A 17211-nucleotide genomic window follows, 5' to 3' on the forward strand; every position below is an offset into this window, starting at 1 on the left:
GCGTCGTGGGGTGTCGCGCAGAGTCGCAGAGACAGCAGAGAGAACTCACGCAAAGCCGCGAAGGCGCTAAGTCCAATCGATGAGACGTCTCCTCAAACGCCGCTTGCTCGACGCTTGGACCGCGACGATCGATGAGGACTACGCGAACCGCCGAATCAATTCAGAACGAAGCCTGCAAGCCGCCTTCTGTGCGCGGCTCGCAAGCCCCTCGCAGGCGGCGTCGCAGTTCCTCGTAGTTGAACCCCGCGTTCGCTTGGTAGACGGCCGACGTGTTTATCCAGACGTGCTCATCTGTAGCGCACGACGGGTGGTCGCCGTTATCGAGCTCAAATATCTCCCGCGTGCCGCGCCGAACTATGCGCGGGACGTCGACAAGTTACAAACGATCAGCTCATCCAGAGCGTCGCTACAGCTCGACAACCCGCGTTATCTCGGCCCGATGCCGCAACCCGCCCCGTTCTCTTTTTCGAAGAGCTCGCTGTTCGTTTGGGCGGGCGTTTACCGTTCGTCGGACAGCACGCCGCGTCCCGAGGCGCTCGAAATCCCAGCAAGCCTCTCGGAATGCTTCTTCTCGCTCCACGCCCTCACCCATCCCGAGCGTGAGCCGGCAGTCCACGCTCTGTCGGCATGAATCCCAACTGGCGAAAGTCCTCGCGCCTTCGCGCCTTGGCGTGAGCCCCCTCTGCTCTGCTGTCTCCGCGTCTCTGCGCGATCCATCCATCGACAGCCGCTAAACAAAAAACGCCCGGCCCCGCTTGCGCGGCGCCGGGCGGCGATTGATGGCTTCCTGCTAGAACGCTCGGGTCGAACCCCGGCCGATGAGTCGCAATCGTTGGCCGCAGCAACCGGCCGATGAGTCGCAATCACTCGGCCGCAGCAACCGGCCGATGGGTCGCAACCACTCGGCCGCAGCAACCGGCCGATGGGTCGCAACCACTTGGCCGCAGCAACTACTCGACCGGCTTCACGTTCTCGGCGCGGGGGCCCTTCGGGCCCTGGCCCTCGGTGTACTCAACTTGCTGCCCCTCACGGAGGCTGTCGTAGCCGTTGTCGACGACTGCCGAGCAATGGAAGAAGATGTCTCCCCCTTGCCCCTCGATAAACCCAAAACCTTTCTCAGTCAGCTTCTTAACCGTACCAGTCAACGCTTCGTCTCTCAGTCTGCACGCAGAAACAGTCGCATGGCGGCCGCACCGTGCTGCATGCGGCGGCCCAACTCAAAAAAACCTCCCGAGGCTCGGCACGGCGGGCGCGGCGAAGTCGATCGGCTCGATCGCCGACGCCGGCCGGAGCAAGGAGTCTCGTGAGGGCGGACGCGGGGCAAATCGCCGGCCCGACGGGCCAGCTCCAGCGGCAATTTACGGCAGGCCGATATCCGGGTCAAACTTAGTCGCGAAAACTTCGCCTGTTTTTCGCACTTTGAGGCCCCGTTGCGGTTGACGAAACGGGTTCGCGCACTAGGCGGGCTGGTAGCCCCCCCGGCGCGCCGCCGTCAGAAGCCGCCAAAGCCGCACAACCGGCCCGCGCCGTGGGGCCAGCCCCCGCCCGCCGCACCACGGCCCGCCCCCGCAGCACGAGCGGCTGCCTAAACTTGGGGCATGCCGCCCGCCAAATCCGCCGGAAAGCACGTCGCGCTGCTGCGCCGCGGCGTGCTGCTGTTGATTGCTGGCGGGTTTGGCTGCTCGTCCGCCGCCGAGCCCTGGCTGGGCAGCACGCTGCCGATCGTGCCCGATGGGTACACGGCGGCTGATCCGGTCGATCGGCCGGCCGAATCGGCCGACGAGTTGTTTGCCTGGGCGCAGCAAGCCGCCCAGAGCGGCGCGGCGGCCGACGCGTTCCGCTTGGCGACCGAGGCCCTCCTGGCCGACCCCGACCACCCCGAAGCCCGCCGGGTGCTCTCCTACGAGCGCTCCGACGGCCAGTGGATGACCCCCTACCAGGCGCGCCAGCACCGGCGCGGCTACCGCTGGGACGGGCGGTTCGGGTGGGTCCGGGCGGACGAGCTGTCGCGCTACGAGGCAGGCGAGCGCCGCGTTGGCCGCCGGTGGGTCGACGCGGCGACGGCCGACCGGGCGCGGTCCGACATCCTCGACGGCTGGGCCGTCCGCACCGACCGCTTCGTCGTGCAGTCCAACCACTCGATCCAGGCGGCCACGCGCCTGGCCGCGGAGCTCGAAGCGCTCCACCAGGCGTGGCGAAACGCTTTCGCGGGCTACCTGTACTCGGAGAGCGATCTCCGCGACCTGTTCTTCGAAGGCCAGCGGCCGGCGCGGCCGGCGCGGCCGATGCGGGTGTTCCACCACCGCGACAAGGCGGGCTACACCGCGCACCTGCGGCGGCGGCAGCCGCGCATCGCCGAGACGCTCGGCATCTACTTCGACGACGCCCGCGAAGCCCACTTCTACCACTCGGGCGCCGAGGCCGACGCGTCGCTGCTGCGGGCCACGCTCTACCACGAGGCCGCGCACCAGATGTTCGCGGAGAACGGCCCGGGCCGTGTCGGCGCGGGCCGGGACACGAACTTCTGGCTCGTCGAGGGGGTCGCTTGCTACTTCGAGATGCTCTCGCCCGTCGACGGACGGGCCGGCTTTACGCTCTGCCACCCGGCCCAGGGGCGCCTGCCGTCGGCCGTGGCGAAGGGGCCGGTGATGCCGCTCGAGAGGCTCGCCGGGCTCGGCATGACCGACCTGCAACGCGTCGAGGACCTGCCCGGCGCGTACGCCCAAGCGGCCGGCGTGGTGACGATGCTCATGCACGGCGAGCAGGCGGACCGGGCCGCGCTGGTCGACACGCTGCGGGAAGTGTACAGCCGGAGTGACCGGCCCACCGAGCTAGCAGAGCAGACGGGGCGCAGCTGGCGAACGCTCGAGGAGCAGTACCTGGCGTTCCTTGCGAACTTGTCGCCTTGACCCGCGGTCAGTACGCTCGGAGGGTCAACCCACCCGATCTCCCCTCGCCCTCTGACGCACGAAATGCTCCAGCTCGCCCACGTGATGGCCGCCGACCCGATGACCCTCTTGGCAGTGTTCGCCGCCGGCGCCGCGTCCGGCGTAGCGATCGCTTGGGGCGTCGCGGTGAGCCGCGGCCGCTGACTCCCCGCCAGCCAAAACGAACCGCCGCGATGGGCGTCGCTGGCCCCGTCGAGTCCCCGGTGAGCGCCCCGGTGAGCCGAGTCGGGCGACGAACGCCCCAGCGTCCCGCTAGGCGGCGCTGGGCCGTTGATCGCGTCGCGGGGCCGTTGACCCTTGCCGGCCAGCGGCGGTAGCATCGCCGGGCTTGGCGGCCCCGCCGCCCAAAGCGTCGCGCTGCGGTGGCTGTAGCTCAGTTGGTTAGAGCGTCGGATTGTGATTCCGAAGGTCGGGGGTTCGAGACCCCTCAGCCACCCTCACCCTGCCCCGCGGGAACGCCTGTTTCCGCGGGGTTTCTTCACGCCCGGCCCGATCGGGCGACTCGGGCGACTTGTCAGCAGACGCCCCTAGTTTGCTCTGCTTGCCAGGATTTGGTGCAACCGTTGGTGCAACGAAACTCTGGCCCCCTCGGTCGACCGGCCAAGCGTCGGCCGTGCCGGTGGCGCGCTGGCGGTCGCGGTTGTCGGGCGTCGCGTCGAGGGGGAGCGTCGGCAGCGCGTTGAGCGCGCCGGCGACGTCGAGCACCCGCGGGTCGGTGTAGACGTTCATCGTCAGGTCGATCGACGAATGCCGCAGGGCCGCCTGCGCGGTCCGGGGCGCGACCCCGCCGGCCGACAGCAGTGAGCCGAACGAATGCCGCAGGGCGTGGACGTCGAGCGTGCGGCCGCGGTCGTCGCGTTTGGCGATGCCAGCCGCGGCGAGGTCGGCGTCGAGCACTTTCAGCAATTGGGGCGGGACATCGAACAGCGGCGAGTCGCTCGGAAGGCCTGATGGCTGCCCGGTGGCGATCGACAGCACGCCGGCGTCTAGAGCGGCGGCCCGCTTCTCGGCGTTCCACGCCCGGAGGTCGTCGGCCAGGTCGGCGCGGAGCGGTATCTCGGCCGCCTGCCTGTTCTTCGCCTTGGCGGCGCTCAGCAGCAGCATCGGCGTGGCGGCATCTAGGTCGACCGATGCGACGGTCAGGCTGGCTAGCTCGCTGCGGCGTAGGCCGGTTAGCACTAGCGCCTTGTAGATCAGCGCCCGGCTGCGGCCCAGCCTTTCGAGGTCAGCGATTAACTCGGGTTGATCGGCTAGGCGGCCTCGGGCGCGATCGACGGCGTCGGCCAGGCTCTCTGGCGTGAGCGGCTCTTTCCGCCAGGTGTCCCGCTTGCCGGTCCGCTCTCCCGGATCGCTCGCTACGGTCAGCCGCCCGCGTTCCGCCAGGGGCCGCCAGCGGGCGACGTATAGCAGCCGCCGCAGTTCGTCGGGGGTCATCGACCGGCGGTTGCGCCGGCGGTCGGCGGCTTCGTCGAGTTTGCCGATCCGCCGCGTCGGGTCATCGGGCAGGCGGCCCTCGGCGACGCACCATCGGCAGAAGCCGCGCACCGCCTGCAGGTAGCTGTTGCGGGTCCGGGGCGCCATCCCCTCGGCAGTGCGCGCCGACAGCCACCGCTCGACCGGCCCGGCCGCCAGGTCGCGGAGCGACCGCAGGTTGCACTCGGCGACCACCCGGCCGGCGAGCCGCTGGCAATCGGCGACGTGCTTCGTGCTGCGGCCGCGGCTGCGCAGGTGGTCGACGTACTCGGCGAGCGACTCGGCGGCGGGCGTCGTCAGCCAGTCGCGGACGGCGTCGTCGGTCGCGGTGACCACGCCCGCCCGGACCTTCTCGGCCCGTTCGATCAGCCCGCGGAGGACCGCCTGCGCGGCGTCCTTCGTGCGGCAGCCGGTCGAGACTTCGCGGACCACCCCGGCGCCGTCGCGGTACTTGGCGACGTAGGTCGCCGCCTCGACGCGGACGCGGAGCGACCCGTCGCGCCCTTCGACCACGGCGCCGGTCCGCCGCTCTCCTTTGCGGTCGCGCCAGCGGGCGAGCCGCTCGCCCTTGCGGGTGAACAACTCGGCGCCCGGCGGCAGGGGTCGGGTGACGGCTTTGCGGTAGACGGTGGCCATTATTCACTCGCTGGCTTTCTGGTGGGCTTCGGTATCCCTAGCGCCTCAGCGATTAGGTCGAAACCGGCTTCGTCCTTAAATCGCTCGATCTGGTTCGCGATCGGTCGCAATCTGACTTTCTCCCACGTTGAAGACGCGTCGTGGTGTTCTGCGACGAAGCTTGCCGGCAGCGTGTAGAACTCAGGCGGACGCATCCCCTCCGATCCGTCCTTGCCGCGGTAGAAGTTACCGATATTCAAGAACGCGACGACCAAGAAGTCGAATGCGTCAAGCGAAGCAGCCTTGACGGGAAAGCCGCGGTCGCAGTCCGACTGAATGCGACTTTTTACCTGCACCCGAATCTGACTTCTCTCCCGGCGTGATGGCTTGTAACGCGGGTCCGGGTGGATGCAAACCAGATCGTAGCCGGCATTGTTGAGTGGAGCTTTGTAGGTCTGGATGTTCCGGCGCATGAGGTAACCCATCACCAGAAACTCTGCTCCGGCAGATACGGTTGGAAACCTTGCCCACGGCTTCTTAGCCATCCTCTCTCCTACTGATTCGCAGCCCGTAGAACACCGCCAACTCATCCGCCAGGTCGAGCCGCAGCGACCGCTTGCCCTCGGCGAACGCCATCAGGCTGGTTCGGGTCAGGCCGGTCTGCCGGGCGACTTCGGCGAAGCTGCGCGGGTCGCTCAGCAGCGAGTCGCGCAGCGCCTCGGTCATCGTCGGGTAGCGTCGCTCGGCCATGTCACAATTAAGACAGCTAGAGGGGCGGGTGTCAACTTCGGCGGCGCTTCGGCCGGTCCGGCGGCGCGTACCCGTAGAACCGCCCGCAGAAGCCGCAGGCGACGCGTCGGTATCCCGGGCGCCGGGGGTCGGGCGTCGACTTCCAGCCGGACGGGTCGCGGTGGTCTAGCGGGCAGCCCGGCGGCCGCGTCCGGTCGGGGGCGTCCGCCGGCGGGCGGCGCCACAGCCGGTCTAGCTGGGCGATCAGCTCGGCGCCGGGGGGCGACTCTCTTCTGGGCGTGTCGCTTCGTTGCGCAGCAACGCCAGAAGCGCTCACGCCTTCTGGTTTCTGGTTCATGGGGCGCGGGTGGTACTAGGAACGGGCCTCGGGTGGTACTTGGCTAAGGCTCGCTGGTGGTACTAGGGGCCGAAGCCGCTTTCCCTTTTTTTGCGTCGGTTTTTGTCGGTGTCGGCGGGGGCCGCTTCGGCGTCGGGTGGACGCGGTAGGTCGATGGGCCGCGCCGCCAGCCGCCGTGCCGCACCACGGTCAGCAGCCGGGCCCGCTCTAGCCGCGCCAGCGCCCGGGTGACGGTCTTGCGGTCGACGCCCACGCAATCGGCGACCCGCTGGTGCGACACGGTCGCCAAGCCGTCGGGCTTCGTTTCGCGGTAGAGAATCCACCAGCACGCCTGCGCGGTCGTGTCGACCAACCGGGCGCCGTTGTCCGCGAACCGGTTCAGCACGCCGAACCGCCCCGCGGCGCGGCGCTTGGCGGTCGCGTCGGGCTTCGGCTCGGCGCGGTCGGCGTCGGGGCGCGGCGTGGGGGGCGTCATCGGCGGCAGCACGCCGCAGCCGGGGGGCGGGCCGTTCGTCGGGCCGTTCATGCGGCGCCCTCCCCGTCGGCGTTCCACAGCTCGGCGAGCGCTTCGACCGGGCCGCCGCCGGCGAACTCGGCGAAGTCGTCGAGCGACTCGAACCGCTGCAGCGCGCCGTCGAACGTCAGCCGCAGGTCGCGGGGCTCGCCGTGGCGGTTCTTTAGGCACCGGAGGTCGGCTTCGTCCGGCCGGCCGCCGCGGCTCAGCATGTAGGCGCTATCGCAGCCGAACTCTAGTTCCGACGACTCCCGGAAGCTGGCGAGCGACAGCCCCTCGGCCGCGTAGCTGCTGCGGCCCTTGGCGTCCTTCGTGCGCCCCACGGCGGCCAGGGCGAGCACGCCCACCCCGGCGCCGGCGAACCGCCGCAGGTAGTCCATCAGCACGTTCACCCCGGCCCGCTTGTCGCCCCGGTCGCCCGTGTCGATCCGCTGCGCGTAGTCGAGCACCAGCAGGTCGGCGCCGAAGCCGTCGGCCGCCGTGGCGATGCTCGGCAGGTCGAACGGCGGCGCCAAGAACGCCAGCCGGTCGGCCACCGCTTCGATCGCGTCGAACCCGAAGGCGAGCCGGTCGCCGTGCAGCTCGCCCAGCTCCCGGTCGCGCACGGTCGCTAGCGGGATGCCCGACAGCCGCGACAACTGCCGGTCGAGCAGCACCGCGGGCGAGGTCTCGACATTCACCACCAGCGCCCGCAGCGCGGGCGACAGCCGCAGCGCGTCGAGCGTCCATTGCATCGCCAGGGCCGTTTTGCCGGCGCCCGGCGCGCCGCCCAGCAGCATCACCAGCCCCGGCCCCAGCTCGACCGGGTCGAACACGGCGCCGCCGACGGCCCACCGCGGGGGCCGCTCGCCGGTCAGCAGGTCGTCGCGCCAGCCGGCCAGCAGGTCGCCGGCCGTGTCGTAGTTCGTGCTCATGCTCGGCCCCCCTCAACGCCGCACCTGACCTGCCTAGCGACTTCCGCCGGCGGCAGGCCGGAGTCGAGCGCCGCCTCGCTGAGCAGGGCGAACGCCAGGTCGTACCCGGCGCCAAACTCCGCCAGGTTCGCGGCGGCCGAGTAAAGCAGCCGGTGGCGGTCCCCCTCGGCGGCGCCGTCGCGGATAAAGTCGAGCGTGCGCCGGTTCAAGGTCGCGCCCGCGGCCGCGGCGCGACGCTCGGCGCGGGCCGCGTCGGCTGCGCGGACCGCCTCGGCGGCCGCGTTCCAATCGGCGACCGCCGTGAAGTTGAGCGCCGGCGCGGCCGGCAGGTCGAACGACTCGGGCGCGTCGGCCATGCGGGCGATCGCGTCGGGCCGCAGGGCGAGCAGCTCGTCGAACGCGATGCGGCGCTTGTAGCGGCCGGTCTTCGGGTGGCGGCTGTTGGGCGCCCGGAACAGCCGGACGCGGTCGTACACGCCCGTGTCGATCGCTAGCCCCCCATCCCGAATCAAACCAAGCCGCTCGGCGGCCCGCTCGGCGAACCGGCGGGCGACCCGGTGAAACACGGCCGACGGCGCCGGCGCGCCGCACAACGCCAGCGGCAGGCCGACGTGGTAGCCCTTCGCGCCGCTGTAGAACACCAGCAGGTCATCGGCGTCGATCGCGTAGCGGTCCACCAGCCCCGCTGTGAGCCGCCGTGCCGCGTCGAGGGCGCGGGCGTCGTCGTCGGGGTCGTCGAGGTCCAGCCACAGCCAAGCCGCGCCACACGGGCCGCTGTAGCCCTTCGTGCTGCCGTTGGCGGCCAGGTAGTCGCGGAAGTCGTCGGGGAACGTGAACGCGCTGAGGTAGCACTCCCGGTCGGTCTCGGCCCGCGGGTCGCAGGCGGCGTGCCCGGCCAGGGCGGCTTGCCAATCGACAAGCCGCCGCAGGCCGTGGCGCCCGCCGACAACGCGAAACCCCAGCGTCCCCTGAGAAGGGTGGGCCGTCGCGTCGTCATGCGGCATCGGTCTCGCCCTCCGCCTGCTGAGGGCCATCGGCGGGGGCGCCATCGGCGCCGTCGGTCGGCGCGTAGGGGTCCGCCTGCGGCGGCGCGACGTGGTCGACGTCGAACCGCACGACGCGGTTGCGCTGGGCGCCGTCGTCGTCGCGTCGCAAGGCGAGCCGCACCCGGCAGACGATGCCCGGCGGGAGAGGCCGCTCCAATTGCGACAGCTCCGTGACGCCCAGCTTCCCCAGGTCGCGCTTCGCCTGCGGCAGCGCGGCCGGCGTCAGCCAGACGTCGTGCCAGAACAGCCGGTCGACGTGGTCGGCCGACCCGCTCGGCCCCTTCACGACGCGGAACGTCAGCTTGTAGCTCGGCGTGCCCTTCGCGCCGACGGTCGTCAGCTCGCCCCGCTCGGCCGCCGCCAGGTACTCGCCCGGCGGCAGCGGGCCGAAGTCGTCGGCCGCTTCGGTCGCGTTCCATGCGGCCGAAAAGTCGTCGCCGCCGTAGCCGCCTGCCGATAAGATGCTGGTGAGTTTACCCACGGTTGGAATCCTCCTGATTAGGGTTCGATCCGTCCGAAGCGCCGTCGGTGCCAGCCGGCGGCGTTTCGCGTAATGCCAGGTTCACCGCCGCCGAGAACCGGCAGCGGGCGATAATCCCCTTCGTGCGGTCGACCAGCCGCCAAACGCCGCGGGTTCCGGCGTGCCGCGACGGCCGCTGGCTCGACCCGATCGCGACCTTATCGATCAGCCCCATCGCGGCGAGCGCCCGGGGAACCGTGCCGCGCCACTGACCGCCGTCGGTGAAGGCGGCGCGGAGGTCGTCGGGCGCGGTGGCGTCGTCGATCGTCGCCGTGCCGTCGGGCGAGCGGAGCAGCGCGTCGAGCAACGCGACTTGCCCGGCCCGGACCCGCAGGGCCTTGGGGCAAGCGGCCGCCGCCATGCCGTGGTCCCGCCGCCGCTCGCCCTCGCTGCGGAGGGCGGAGCGGTCGACGGGCCAGTTGTCGGGGTTGCGGCGGGCGTCGAGGTCTCGGTTGTGAGGGGTCATCACCGGCCCCCCTTCGTGCTGCGGACGGGCGGGTTGCCGGCGGCGTCCCATTCGTCCAGTTCGCTTTCGAGCCACCGCACCAGCCGCCCGAACCGCCGCGGCGCGGGCGCCTTGCCGGCGTCGACTTGCCGCCGCCAATGCGCGGTCGAGCACAGGTAGCGCGTCGCGCACCCGTTCGCGTCGAGGAACTTGGCCGGCGCGGTCATCGCGTCCGGCAAAGAAGCGTTTCGCATGGTTCAACTCCAGCGTGAAAGACACTGCAGAGCGGCGGGGTTGCCGTCTGCGTGCTGGAGTAAACGCTTGTCGCGTCGATAGAGCGAATCGTCGAATCCGCCGAATCGGCGGTTTTTTCTACGGTTTCGACTGCGATCGGAGGCTAGATCGGAGGTACCACGGGTGCGCGTTAGCAGTTCCTTGGCGGCGCCAAATCCGGCCGTCCTTATCTCGGCCGAACATTTTGTCTGCCGTCTTCTCACCAGGCAGCCGGTAGTCAGACAGGGTGCCGGTGGACAGCCCCTCCAGTTCAGCGGCTCTGGTGTTCTTCACCCACTGACCGGTCTCATGACTGAGCGGCGGTGTGGCCTTCTCTAATTCGTCGATTGTCGGCAAAGCGGCCGACTGGTTCGCTGGGGGTGTAGGCCCAGGTTTCGCGTCTGTGCCAGAACTCGCCGCCTCTAGCAGGAGCGCTAGTAAATCCACGGCAGCCACTGACGCCTGCCAGAGGTTGTCAATCTTTGAGTACCAATAGGGAGCAGGGCGTACAGTCGATCGCACTAAATCGATAACCCAATTCGAGGCGCCCTGACTGCCGTCCAGCTGTGCGGCAGTCGGAACCGGCGCGCCATACCCGCTCTCCTCATCCCAAACGAATCGCTCGGCTGAAAGACCACTGAGGGGATACTTTTTGAACGCCAGTTCGAACACGGCGGCTATCCAGCACCAAAACTCTGAGCCGCGCCAGTACTCCGCGGGCCAATCACTCCAGATGGATCGCAAGAGCGGCTGCGGCAGTTCCCCAAGCAATGCGTCCGCTTCGTCTGCGATTCTGCAGTAGTGGCCGAAACCGAGATTGGCTTCAGTAAGTCGCTCCTGAGTTGATTCCTCAGCGTAGACGCCGAGCTTTCGGAGTGGATCGTCGGTCGGGCCATAGGCGCTCACCGTGCCCCCGTGGACGAACAGGTTCTTCTTTCCGTCCAGCATCCGACTTGGCCAGTGGGGCTCTGGAAAGCTCAGCGGTGCCTCATGATGGACCATCACGCCGATCAGCGGCGGGTGGCGATCCAGGCCGGCGACGAAGTGTTCGCGGAGTCGGCTTAGGGATCGAGCCAGAGGTGAAACAGGAGCGGCTCGATTAAATTGGGTCTCGGTTCGTGGACCATCAGTCGCTGACGCGTTGTGCCAACTCGATTCCCTTATGCTCCCGCCGAACTGCCGCACCAACGCTTCGGCGGAGAAACTCCCAACCGGTTCGGGTGGCGCAGTGGCTCTCGACGATTCTCCCGCTTCGCCCCGAACCGCGATCAGGTCGGCTTCCGCCTCGTAGATCAGGTCGATCGCCTCGGACCACTCCGGACGTGGGTCGCCTTCGAAAACTAGCCGAGTAAACTCCCTCGCTCCATCAGGGATAAGTGCGGCCGCCATGCCGAAGCCGCGTTGTGCGGGCCACCTTCTAAGCGGATCGAGGAGGTCCCTCCGAATTCTTGGTCTCCAGCCAGGGCGCAGCCCATTTAATGCGGTGACGAACGGCTGCGGCAGTCGTTGGACTCCGGCGTCCGCTTTATTGCCCGCCGCCCACAGACTCTCAGTGAGTTCGGGCAGCCGCTCATAGTAAGTAGCGGCGTCGCGGGCGTGCCGGCCGAGGAAGTCATCGTCGGGAATGGCGGCCAGAAACTGCAGAGCGCCCGTCCGCTGTCCCTGTTCGATCAAATCGGCTAGCGGCATACCCCACGCCGCATCGTCGGTCTTGGCAAGCTGCGCCCGGCGCTGAGACTCCCAAACGTCGAGGTCTAGCACCTGCGGGTCGGCGGCAGCACTCCGCCGCTTCGAAAGACCCGCGAAGGAACCGTCAGGCGCGAACACGAAGTCGTAGGTCTTCGCGTACCGGCAAACAACTTCCGCGTTACCGATTAGGCATTGGAGCGCCGCACGAGCCGAATTGAGACCGTTCAGCGTGCGATTGATCGCGCCGAAACGCTCGTCGGCTTCGCCTGACTCAGATTCATCCGCCATCGAAACCGCTTCCTGTCGCGGCCCTCACGACCCCTGAAAGCAGAGGGGGAAGGCGGCCAGGAAACCGCCGTTCGGGAGCGACCCTATCCCCGCCCCGTAGTCTACCGGCAGGGCGCCAGCACGAACCAGTCAAACCGGTCAGGCGCCGCCGCGGGTGGTAGTAATACTAGCCAAAAAAAGGCGCCCGCCTCGATACACGGCCCTCGGTCCGCGGCGAAGCCACCCCCGGGGCGCCCCGCCGGAGGACCCGCCGCGTTCTTCTTACAACCGACAATCGCCCCGGCGTGCGCCAAAACCCGGGCCGATCGGGGCTCCGCCTACGGCGCCCCGGCGGGGTCGAAAAGTACCTTCGACGCCCCCCCGGTCGGGTCCTTCCACACCCCCGGCGCCCCCTTCCGGCGGTCGCGGCATCGAACGGCCTGCCCGCGCCAGCCGCCGCCAGGCTCTCTCTCTAATGGCGGGCTCTCTAATGGCGGGGGCCGGCCACCGTGGCCGGCGGGCGGCGATTAGGTTCTCGGCGCCGCCCCGGAGCGCCCGCCCCGCTGGGAACAGCCGCGGTAGGCATCATTGGTTACCGGGGCCGACGCATCGGCCGGCCCCCAGAAACTCCATTTTGCCGCCATCATAAATGGGCAAACGGCGCGGAGGCAGCCGCTCGGCAGGCCCCCGGCAACCGGCCCCAGAAACACCCTTTTACTGCCAAAAAACTTGCGAAGGGGCAGCTACGGTAGCGGGCTGGATCGCGCCAGAAACCGAATACCCCCCCCACCCCGTAGCCTTGGCGAAAGCCCGTGGGGGTCGGGCTACGGACTCGGCCGACACGGCGACAGAATCGGGTGCCCCCCCCGGGCGGCAGCGCATACCGTACCCTGAGCGACAGTCCTGCAGGCGGACTCTCCGCTACACGGTCCGCTACTCCGCCGTCCTAATGATTCCCCGATCCCTAAGAATCTGGTCGACCTTCTTTTGAATCGAAGGGCTTATTGGGACAGATTCTAGGTTGCCCAAAATCCGCCGCTGCTTGTTAAAGCGAGCAGCTTCGGGATTGCGGGGCTTCTGCTTGCTCTTTTTCTTAACTAGTGCCTTCTGCATTTCTTCTGCCCCCTTCGTGGAAGGAGAGTCTAGCACGCTACCTAACTCTACCTAGCTTGTACGAATCGAGCGACGCCCAAGGTCGCACTCTCAATGGTCTTTCGCTGCGGGCTATTAGCCTTGCCGAAAAAATCCCTCCGGTCGGAGTCCAGAAAAACCACCGCTAGCACCCTACCACCCCCCACCAGAGGGATCGCTGCCCATGCGCTCCTGTCTTGACGCATCCCAGCTGCTTCTTCCCTGGCGTAGCCGTAAGTCTTGACATAGTAGTCGGCAAGAGAACCGCTTCCGGGTGCCTTATCGTATTTCGCCTCGCCGGTTCGGAACGCTAGCCCGACCACGCCTTTGCTGCAGGGGAGGTCTCGCCCTGCACCGTGCGGTGGACCGTCCCCGACGTAATTCGTGATCTGGTGGATCGTATCGGCGACTCTGCCGGGAACGAACACGCAGATTCGCAACGACGCTTCGCGGGTTTTGTCGGTTCGCTCAATCAGTACCGCATGCAGCGTGTGCAGAACCGCGTCCAACTCATGTGAGTGGCTTTCTGCCTTCGAGGCTTTCTTATGGCGTACGAACGCTCGCCACAGGAGTACCACCCCCGCTAGTAAAGCTCCGAGGCCGCTACCAATCGCAAGATCCAGCTCTGGGGGCGACTTGCGGCAGTAGTTGATGGACGCAATCGCGCCTTGAACGACTACAGCGACCGCTAGCGGCACCTCAAAAAATAGCTCTCCAGCACCCAGTTTCTCCCAACTTCCTTTCGGTCTTAGCTTTTCCATCCGGCCCCCGCTTACGGAATTTCGCGCTTCCGTGCGATGCCGCATACGGTAAGGAGCCGCATTGACTCGGGCAATCCGCAACCTGTTCAGCACTGCCGATCACAGCGGCCGTCTAAACCTCCCCGATCGCCGGCTGCGAGCAGACTGCCGCTTTCGTCGCCTCATAAACGGTCAGCCGCCTCCCATAGCTGCGACGCCAGCCGCCGCAAGCAATCCGCGCACAGCCGGCCCGCCAGGTCGGCCGTGATTTGCTCCAAATCGGCGCCGCTGGTGCAACCGTTGGTGCAACGGCCGGGGTCGCAAGCCGCAAACCCCTTTCCCGCCAACGGTTTAGAATCCGTGCCGCTCGGATTGTGATTCCGAAGGTCGGGGGTTCGAGACCCCTCAGCCACCCTCACCCTGCCCCGCGGGAACGCCTGTTTCCGCGGGGTTTCTTCACGCCCGGCCCGATCGGGCGACTCGGGCGACTTGTCAGCAGGGGCCCCCCGTGCTCGCCGCCGCGACGACGACGATCGCCGGGGCGAGTTGACAGCGGCGGGGGCTTCCAGGCCGAACGATCGCCGCGCCTGCGTAAAAGCGAGAGCGTAGCTTGCAGTTCTTGCCTAGGATGAAGCTTAGGAACAGAACCCTCCCTCCGCTTTAGCTACGCGGCGCTCGCCGCGGTGTGTGATGTCGCTTCGCCCCCTGTTCGCCGCGTTGATCGCGGCGATGGCTGCGCCGGTGTGCGGGCAGTCGGAGTTCGCCGCTCGGCCGACGATCCTGGTCGACGTCGACAACAACCCGGCGCTACGCCGCGCCGTGCCGACAGAATCCGACTACGTGCCGAACGTCGTGGTGAGCGAGAACGGCCTGGCGAGCTTCGAGGCGCTCAAGGCCCAGGCGGTCGCGGCGCGGACGTTCGCTTACTACAAGCTGGATGGGTCGGGCGTCATCGGCGACGGGCAGAACGACCAGGTCTACAGCGGGTCGGGCTCGCCGCGGCAGATCCACTTCGACGCGGCCGCGGCGACCGAGGGCGAGATCCTCTGGGTCCGCGACAACATCGCCCCGGAGCGCGACGTGCTGATCGCCTCGTTCTACGTGGCCGGCGCGATCCCGACCGCGCCGTTCGACCCGCAGAGCCCCAGCGCCCGCCCCGCCTTCGGCGCGCCGAGCCTGGGCGACACCGAGCGGTTCGTCACCTACACGTACGAGGAAGGGCTTGTCGGCGGGTTCAACCGCGGCACCACGCTCGGTTTCCGCGGCAGCGTGACCAATCCCAACTGGCCCAACCGCGGCGCGATGTCGCAGAACGGCGCCGACTACCTGTCGGACAACTCGATCAACTACCTGGACATCCTCAAGTACTACTACGGCGCCGACATCCAGGTCCGCACGGCGACCACCGCGGGCGCGCCCGTCGGTTTCGGGCGGAAGGTGCTCACCTCGTTCGACGACTACGGCAGCGGCCGGGCGTCGGACGGCGTGATCGATGGCCACGAGGGCGTGTTCAACCGCTCGCTGACGTTCTCCGGCTCGACGACGGCGAACCTCGCCGGGTCGGACGCGGTGCGCGACGGCGCCGAGGCGCACGAGGGGAGCCACTCGCAGCGGCTCGACCTGGTGTACGACGAGTCTTCCGGCGAGGACTTCTTCGTCCGGCACGTGGCGGGGGCGCGGTTCAGCGACTTCGGCGGCAGCTCGAACGCCGCGTCGAGGGTGGCGAACCTCCAGTTCGAGTCGATCGGCTCGGTCGGCTTTTGGCTGAAGACCACCGACCCGGGCCTCGAGGTGTCGCTGGCGATCGACGACCCCGAGACCGGCGACCGCGGCGTGCGACGCTCCGTGGTCGCCGATGGCCAGTGGCGCCAGTACAAGTGGCGGCTAGACAACCCCGGCGATTGGGAGGCCTGGACCGCCGGCGGCGACGGCCAGATCACCGGCGTGAACGTGTCGCTCGACTCGATCCAGCTGTTCGGGTCGTCCGACGCGACGGTCTACCTCGACACCGTGTTCTGGGACCCCGGCGACACGTTCAACCCGACCGCCGTGGGCGACTTCAACGCCGATGGCCTGGTCGACGCGGCCGACTACTCGGTCTGGCGAGACAACTGGCTGCGGCTGGAGCCCGGCAACCCGGCCGACGCCAACGGCGACGGCTTCGTCGGCAACGCGGACTACGACATCTGGGCGATGAACTTCGGGACCGCAAGCGAAGCCGCCGCCGCCGTTCCCGAGGCGTCCGGCGCCGTCGCGGCCCTGCTAACCCTGGCCGGGGTCGCCAACCGCGGCCGACCTGGCGCCCGGCGACGGAATCAGTGAGCTCGCCGCTGCGGGCCGCTGAGACCCCGCGGCGTATCGGCTGTTGAACCAACCCGCATGGAAGGCTCAGTCGGGTAGCCCCTCGCTCTCGCCCCAGTCGCGGCTGCCCGCCGCGCCGTGCACGGCGGGGTCGACGTCGTAAGCGACGGTGTGGACCGAGCTGTCGGCGAACACCACGTTGAACCCGCCCGGGTGGGCGCTGCCCATGTGGAAAGGGGCGGACCAGCCGGGCTCGTCCGCTTGCGGCGCGAGCCACGACGACACGTGGTTGTCGCGGTCGAAGCCGTTGTAAACGCTCTGGTCGTCGATCCGCGATGACCCGTCGGTGTACGCGTCGGAGTTGGCGGTCTTCTCCGACACGGCGTACGTCTTGCTCGTGCCGTCGGTGATCTTCCGCATGGGCACGGGGTAGCGAGAGAGGATGACGCCGTTCTTGTCGCCCGACATCTCGAACCGCCACTTGTTGCGACCCGCCGACAGGCGTCCGGCTACCGGCTGCTCCCAGAGGATATCCGCCTCGGAGCGGGTCATCGGTCCGCCGCCGTCGCGGGGCGGCGTGCCGCGATCGTAGTCCGGGGTCGACGCGCCGAACGACGCGGCCGCGTAGGTCTCGTGCCCGCCGCTCGTCACGCCCGCGTAGTCGCCGCGGAAAGAGACCCCCGGGTCGGCGCGTGGGTCGAACTGGACGACCGTGTCGGGCGTTTCGCCGAGGACGCGGAACGCCGTGCCGCTGCCGGCGCCGAACGGGTAGGGCGTCGCCGCCCGCCGCGACGGGCAGTTCAGCACCGAGATCGGCGAGGTCAGCAGCGTGCGCAGCGCCTCGGGCTTCTGCGCCTGCGGCAGCCCCGACCCGATCGAGCGGAGCGAGCCTTCTTCGATGTACTCGAGCAAGCTGTAGAACCAGCTGCCGGGTTGATCGACGCCGTAGCCCGCGTCGGGGTCGGGCATCCACACGAAGCCCCACCCGCCGGCCGGGAAGAACCCCTGCGTGTCGTGATGGTTCTGCAGAGCGAGGCCGATGTTCTTGAGGTTGTTCTTGCACTGGGTGCGCCGTGCGGCCTCCCGCGCCGCTTGCACCGCGGGCAGCAGCAGCGCCACGAGGATGCCGATGATGGCGATCACGACCAACAGCTCCACCAGCGTGAAGCCACGCCCGGCCGTGTCGGATGCGCCCCGGTGGGTGCTGCGAGATAGCATGCCGTCGCCTGCAGGATGAGACCGTCGCCG

The 17211-nt window shown here is 68.6% G+C and carries 17 protein-coding genes, 1 tRNA gene and 1 pseudogene; 5 read left to right on the top strand and 14 right to left on the bottom strand.

Going from position 1 to position 17211, the window contains the following annotated elements:
* The first annotated feature begins 79 nt into the window (after window positions 1-79).
* Window positions 80-631, top strand: coding sequence for a hypothetical protein (locus RIC11_RS06655; protein ID WP_350209566.1), 552 nt, complete (start codon window positions 80-82; stop codon window positions 629-631).
* A 319-nt stretch (window positions 632-950) separates the two neighbouring features.
* Here RIC11_RS06655 and RIC11_RS06660 read toward each other — a convergent pair whose 3' ends face one another.
* On the bottom strand, window positions 951-1145 hold the full coding sequence (locus RIC11_RS06660) for a cold-shock protein (protein WP_350209568.1): 195 nt from the start codon (window positions 1143-1145) through the stop codon (window positions 951-953).
* Between the two features lie 453 nt (window positions 1146-1598).
* On the opposite strand from RIC11_RS06660, the gene RIC11_RS06665 reads away from it, so the two are divergent.
* Window positions 1599-2909 (top strand): hypothetical protein, encoded by a 1311-nt coding sequence (locus RIC11_RS06665; protein WP_350209570.1) that lies wholly within the window; start codon window positions 1599-1601, stop codon window positions 2907-2909.
* A 401-nt stretch (window positions 2910-3310) separates the two neighbouring features.
* Window positions 3311-3384, top strand: a tRNA-His gene (locus RIC11_RS06670).
* Between the two features lie 332 nt (window positions 3385-3716).
* Here the strand turns inward: RIC11_RS06670 and RIC11_RS06675 are convergent.
* Window positions 3717-4529 (bottom strand): annotated as a pseudogene (locus RIC11_RS06675) (tyrosine-type recombinase/integrase); the annotation flags it as partial.
* A 10-nt stretch (window positions 4530-4539) separates the two neighbouring features.
* On the opposite strand from RIC11_RS06675, the gene RIC11_RS06680 reads away from it, so the two are divergent.
* Window positions 4540-4884, top strand: coding sequence for a hypothetical protein (locus RIC11_RS06680; protein ID WP_350209572.1), 345 nt, complete (start codon window positions 4540-4542; stop codon window positions 4882-4884).
* Between the two features lie 172 nt (window positions 4885-5056).
* On the opposite strand, the gene RIC11_RS06685 is transcribed toward RIC11_RS06680, so the two are convergent.
* From RIC11_RS06685 to RIC11_RS06735, 11 genes are all read right to left on the bottom strand, one after another.
* Window positions 5057-5581, bottom strand: coding sequence for a hypothetical protein (locus RIC11_RS06685; RefSeq protein ID WP_350209574.1), 525 nt, complete (start codon window positions 5579-5581; stop codon window positions 5057-5059).
* A complete protein-coding gene (locus RIC11_RS06690; RefSeq protein WP_350209576.1) occupies window positions 5574-5786 on the bottom strand; it encodes a hypothetical protein in 213 nt (70 codons plus the stop codon). Before RIC11_RS06690 ends, RIC11_RS06685 begins: the two co-directional genes overlap by 8 nt.
* A 31-nt stretch (window positions 5787-5817) precedes the next feature.
* Window positions 5818-6123 carry a hypothetical protein gene (locus tag RIC11_RS06695; RefSeq protein WP_350209578.1) on the bottom strand — a complete coding sequence of 102 codons (306 nt, stop codon included), beginning with the start codon at window positions 6121-6123 and terminating at the stop codon, window positions 5818-5820.
* A gap of 43 nt (window positions 6124-6166) precedes the next feature.
* Window positions 6167-6649 carry a helix-turn-helix domain-containing protein gene (locus RIC11_RS06700; RefSeq protein ID WP_350209580.1) on the bottom strand — a complete coding sequence of 161 codons (483 nt, stop codon included), beginning with the start codon at window positions 6647-6649 and terminating at the stop codon, window positions 6167-6169.
* Window positions 6646-7551 (bottom strand): DnaB-like helicase C-terminal domain-containing protein, encoded by a 906-nt coding sequence (locus RIC11_RS06705; RefSeq protein ID WP_350209582.1) that lies wholly within the window; start codon window positions 7549-7551, stop codon window positions 6646-6648. The genes RIC11_RS06700 and RIC11_RS06705 overlap by 4 nt, the downstream gene beginning before the upstream one ends.
* Entirely contained in the window at window positions 7548-8555 is a 1008-nt protein-coding gene (locus tag RIC11_RS06710; RefSeq protein ID WP_350209584.1) for a DNA primase, read from the bottom strand. Before RIC11_RS06710 ends, RIC11_RS06705 begins: the two co-directional genes overlap by 4 nt.
* Window positions 8545-9078 (bottom strand): hypothetical protein, encoded by a 534-nt coding sequence (locus RIC11_RS06715; RefSeq protein WP_350209586.1) that lies wholly within the window; start codon window positions 9076-9078, stop codon window positions 8545-8547. Before RIC11_RS06715 ends, RIC11_RS06710 begins: the two co-directional genes overlap by 11 nt.
* Window positions 9071-9586 (bottom strand): hypothetical protein, encoded by a 516-nt coding sequence (locus RIC11_RS06720; RefSeq protein ID WP_350209588.1) that lies wholly within the window; start codon window positions 9584-9586, stop codon window positions 9071-9073. The genes RIC11_RS06715 and RIC11_RS06720 overlap by 8 nt, the downstream gene beginning before the upstream one ends.
* A complete protein-coding gene (locus RIC11_RS06725; protein WP_350209590.1) occupies window positions 9583-9816 on the bottom strand; it encodes a helix-turn-helix transcriptional regulator in 234 nt (77 codons plus the stop codon). Before RIC11_RS06725 ends, RIC11_RS06720 begins: the two co-directional genes overlap by 4 nt.
* 118 nt (window positions 9817-9934) lie before the next feature.
* The gene (locus RIC11_RS06730; RefSeq protein ID WP_350209592.1) at window positions 9935-11812 is read right to left on the bottom strand and encodes a hypothetical protein; all 1878 of its coding nucleotides are present in this window, start codon (window positions 11810-11812) and stop codon (window positions 9935-9937) included.
* Between the two features lie 1139 nt (window positions 11813-12951).
* Window positions 12952-13683 carry a GAF domain-containing protein gene (locus RIC11_RS06735; RefSeq protein WP_350209594.1) on the bottom strand — a complete coding sequence of 244 codons (732 nt, stop codon included), beginning with the start codon at window positions 13681-13683 and terminating at the stop codon, window positions 12952-12954.
* Window positions 13684-14352: 669 nt separating this feature from the next.
* Between RIC11_RS06735 and RIC11_RS06740 the strand changes: the two genes are divergently transcribed.
* Window positions 14353-15984, top strand: a complete 1632-nt coding sequence (locus RIC11_RS06740) for a SpoIID/LytB domain-containing protein (RefSeq protein WP_350209596.1) — start codon at window positions 14353-14355, stop codon at window positions 15982-15984.
* Window positions 15985-16050: 66 nt separating this feature from the next.
* Here the strand turns inward: RIC11_RS06740 and RIC11_RS06745 are convergent, their stop codons facing one another.
* A complete protein-coding gene (locus RIC11_RS06745; protein ID WP_350209598.1) occupies window positions 16051-17181 on the bottom strand; it encodes a DUF1559 family PulG-like putative transporter in 1131 nt (376 codons plus the stop codon).
* Window positions 17182-17211 lie beyond the last annotated feature (30 nt).

This window comes from Botrimarina sp. (genome assembly GCF_040219535.1).
Taxonomy (GTDB): domain Bacteria; phylum Planctomycetota; class Planctomycetia; order Pirellulales; family Lacipirellulaceae; genus Botrimarina.

Excerpts from the sequence above, each read along its gene's own strand:
- RIC11_RS06655 (WP_350209566.1), top strand. The coding sequence starts at position 80 with ATGAGACGTCTCCTCAAACGCCGCTTGCTCGACGCTTGGACCGCGACG.
- RIC11_RS06665 (WP_350209570.1), top strand. The coding sequence starts at position 1,599 with ATGCCGCCCGCCAAATCCGCCGGAAAGCACGTCGCGCTGCTGCGCCGC.
- RIC11_RS06685 (WP_350209574.1), bottom strand. The coding sequence starts at position 5,581 with ATGGCTAAGAAGCCGTGGGCAAGGTTTCCAACCGTATCTGCCGGAGCA.
- RIC11_RS06690 (WP_350209576.1), bottom strand. The coding sequence starts at position 5,786 with ATGGCCGAGCGACGCTACCCGACGATGACCGAGGCGCTGCGCGACTCG.
- RIC11_RS06695 (WP_350209578.1), bottom strand. The coding sequence starts at position 6,123 with ATGAACCAGAAACCAGAAGGCGTGAGCGCTTCTGGCGTTGCTGCGCAA.
- RIC11_RS06700 (WP_350209580.1), bottom strand. The coding sequence starts at position 6,649 with ATGAACGGCCCGACGAACGGCCCGCCCCCCGGCTGCGGCGTGCTGCCG.
- RIC11_RS06705 (WP_350209582.1), bottom strand. The coding sequence starts at position 7,551 with ATGAGCACGAACTACGACACGGCCGGCGACCTGCTGGCCGGCTGGCGC.
- RIC11_RS06710 (WP_350209584.1), bottom strand. The coding sequence starts at position 8,555 with ATGCCGCATGACGACGCGACGGCCCACCCTTCTCAGGGGACGCTGGGG.
- RIC11_RS06725 (WP_350209590.1), bottom strand. The coding sequence starts at position 9,816 with ATGCGAAACGCTTCTTTGCCGGACGCGATGACCGCGCCGGCCAAGTTC.
- RIC11_RS06730 (WP_350209592.1), bottom strand. The coding sequence starts at position 11,812 with ATGGCGGATGAATCTGAGTCAGGCGAAGCCGACGAGCGTTTCGGCGCG.
- RIC11_RS06735 (WP_350209594.1), bottom strand. The coding sequence starts at position 13,683 with ATGGAAAAGCTAAGACCGAAAGGAAGTTGGGAGAAACTGGGTGCTGGA.
- RIC11_RS06740 (WP_350209596.1), top strand. The coding sequence starts at position 14,353 with ATGTCGCTTCGCCCCCTGTTCGCCGCGTTGATCGCGGCGATGGCTGCG.
- RIC11_RS06745 (WP_350209598.1), bottom strand. The coding sequence starts at position 17,181 with ATGCTATCTCGCAGCACCCACCGGGGCGCATCCGACACGGCCGGGCGT.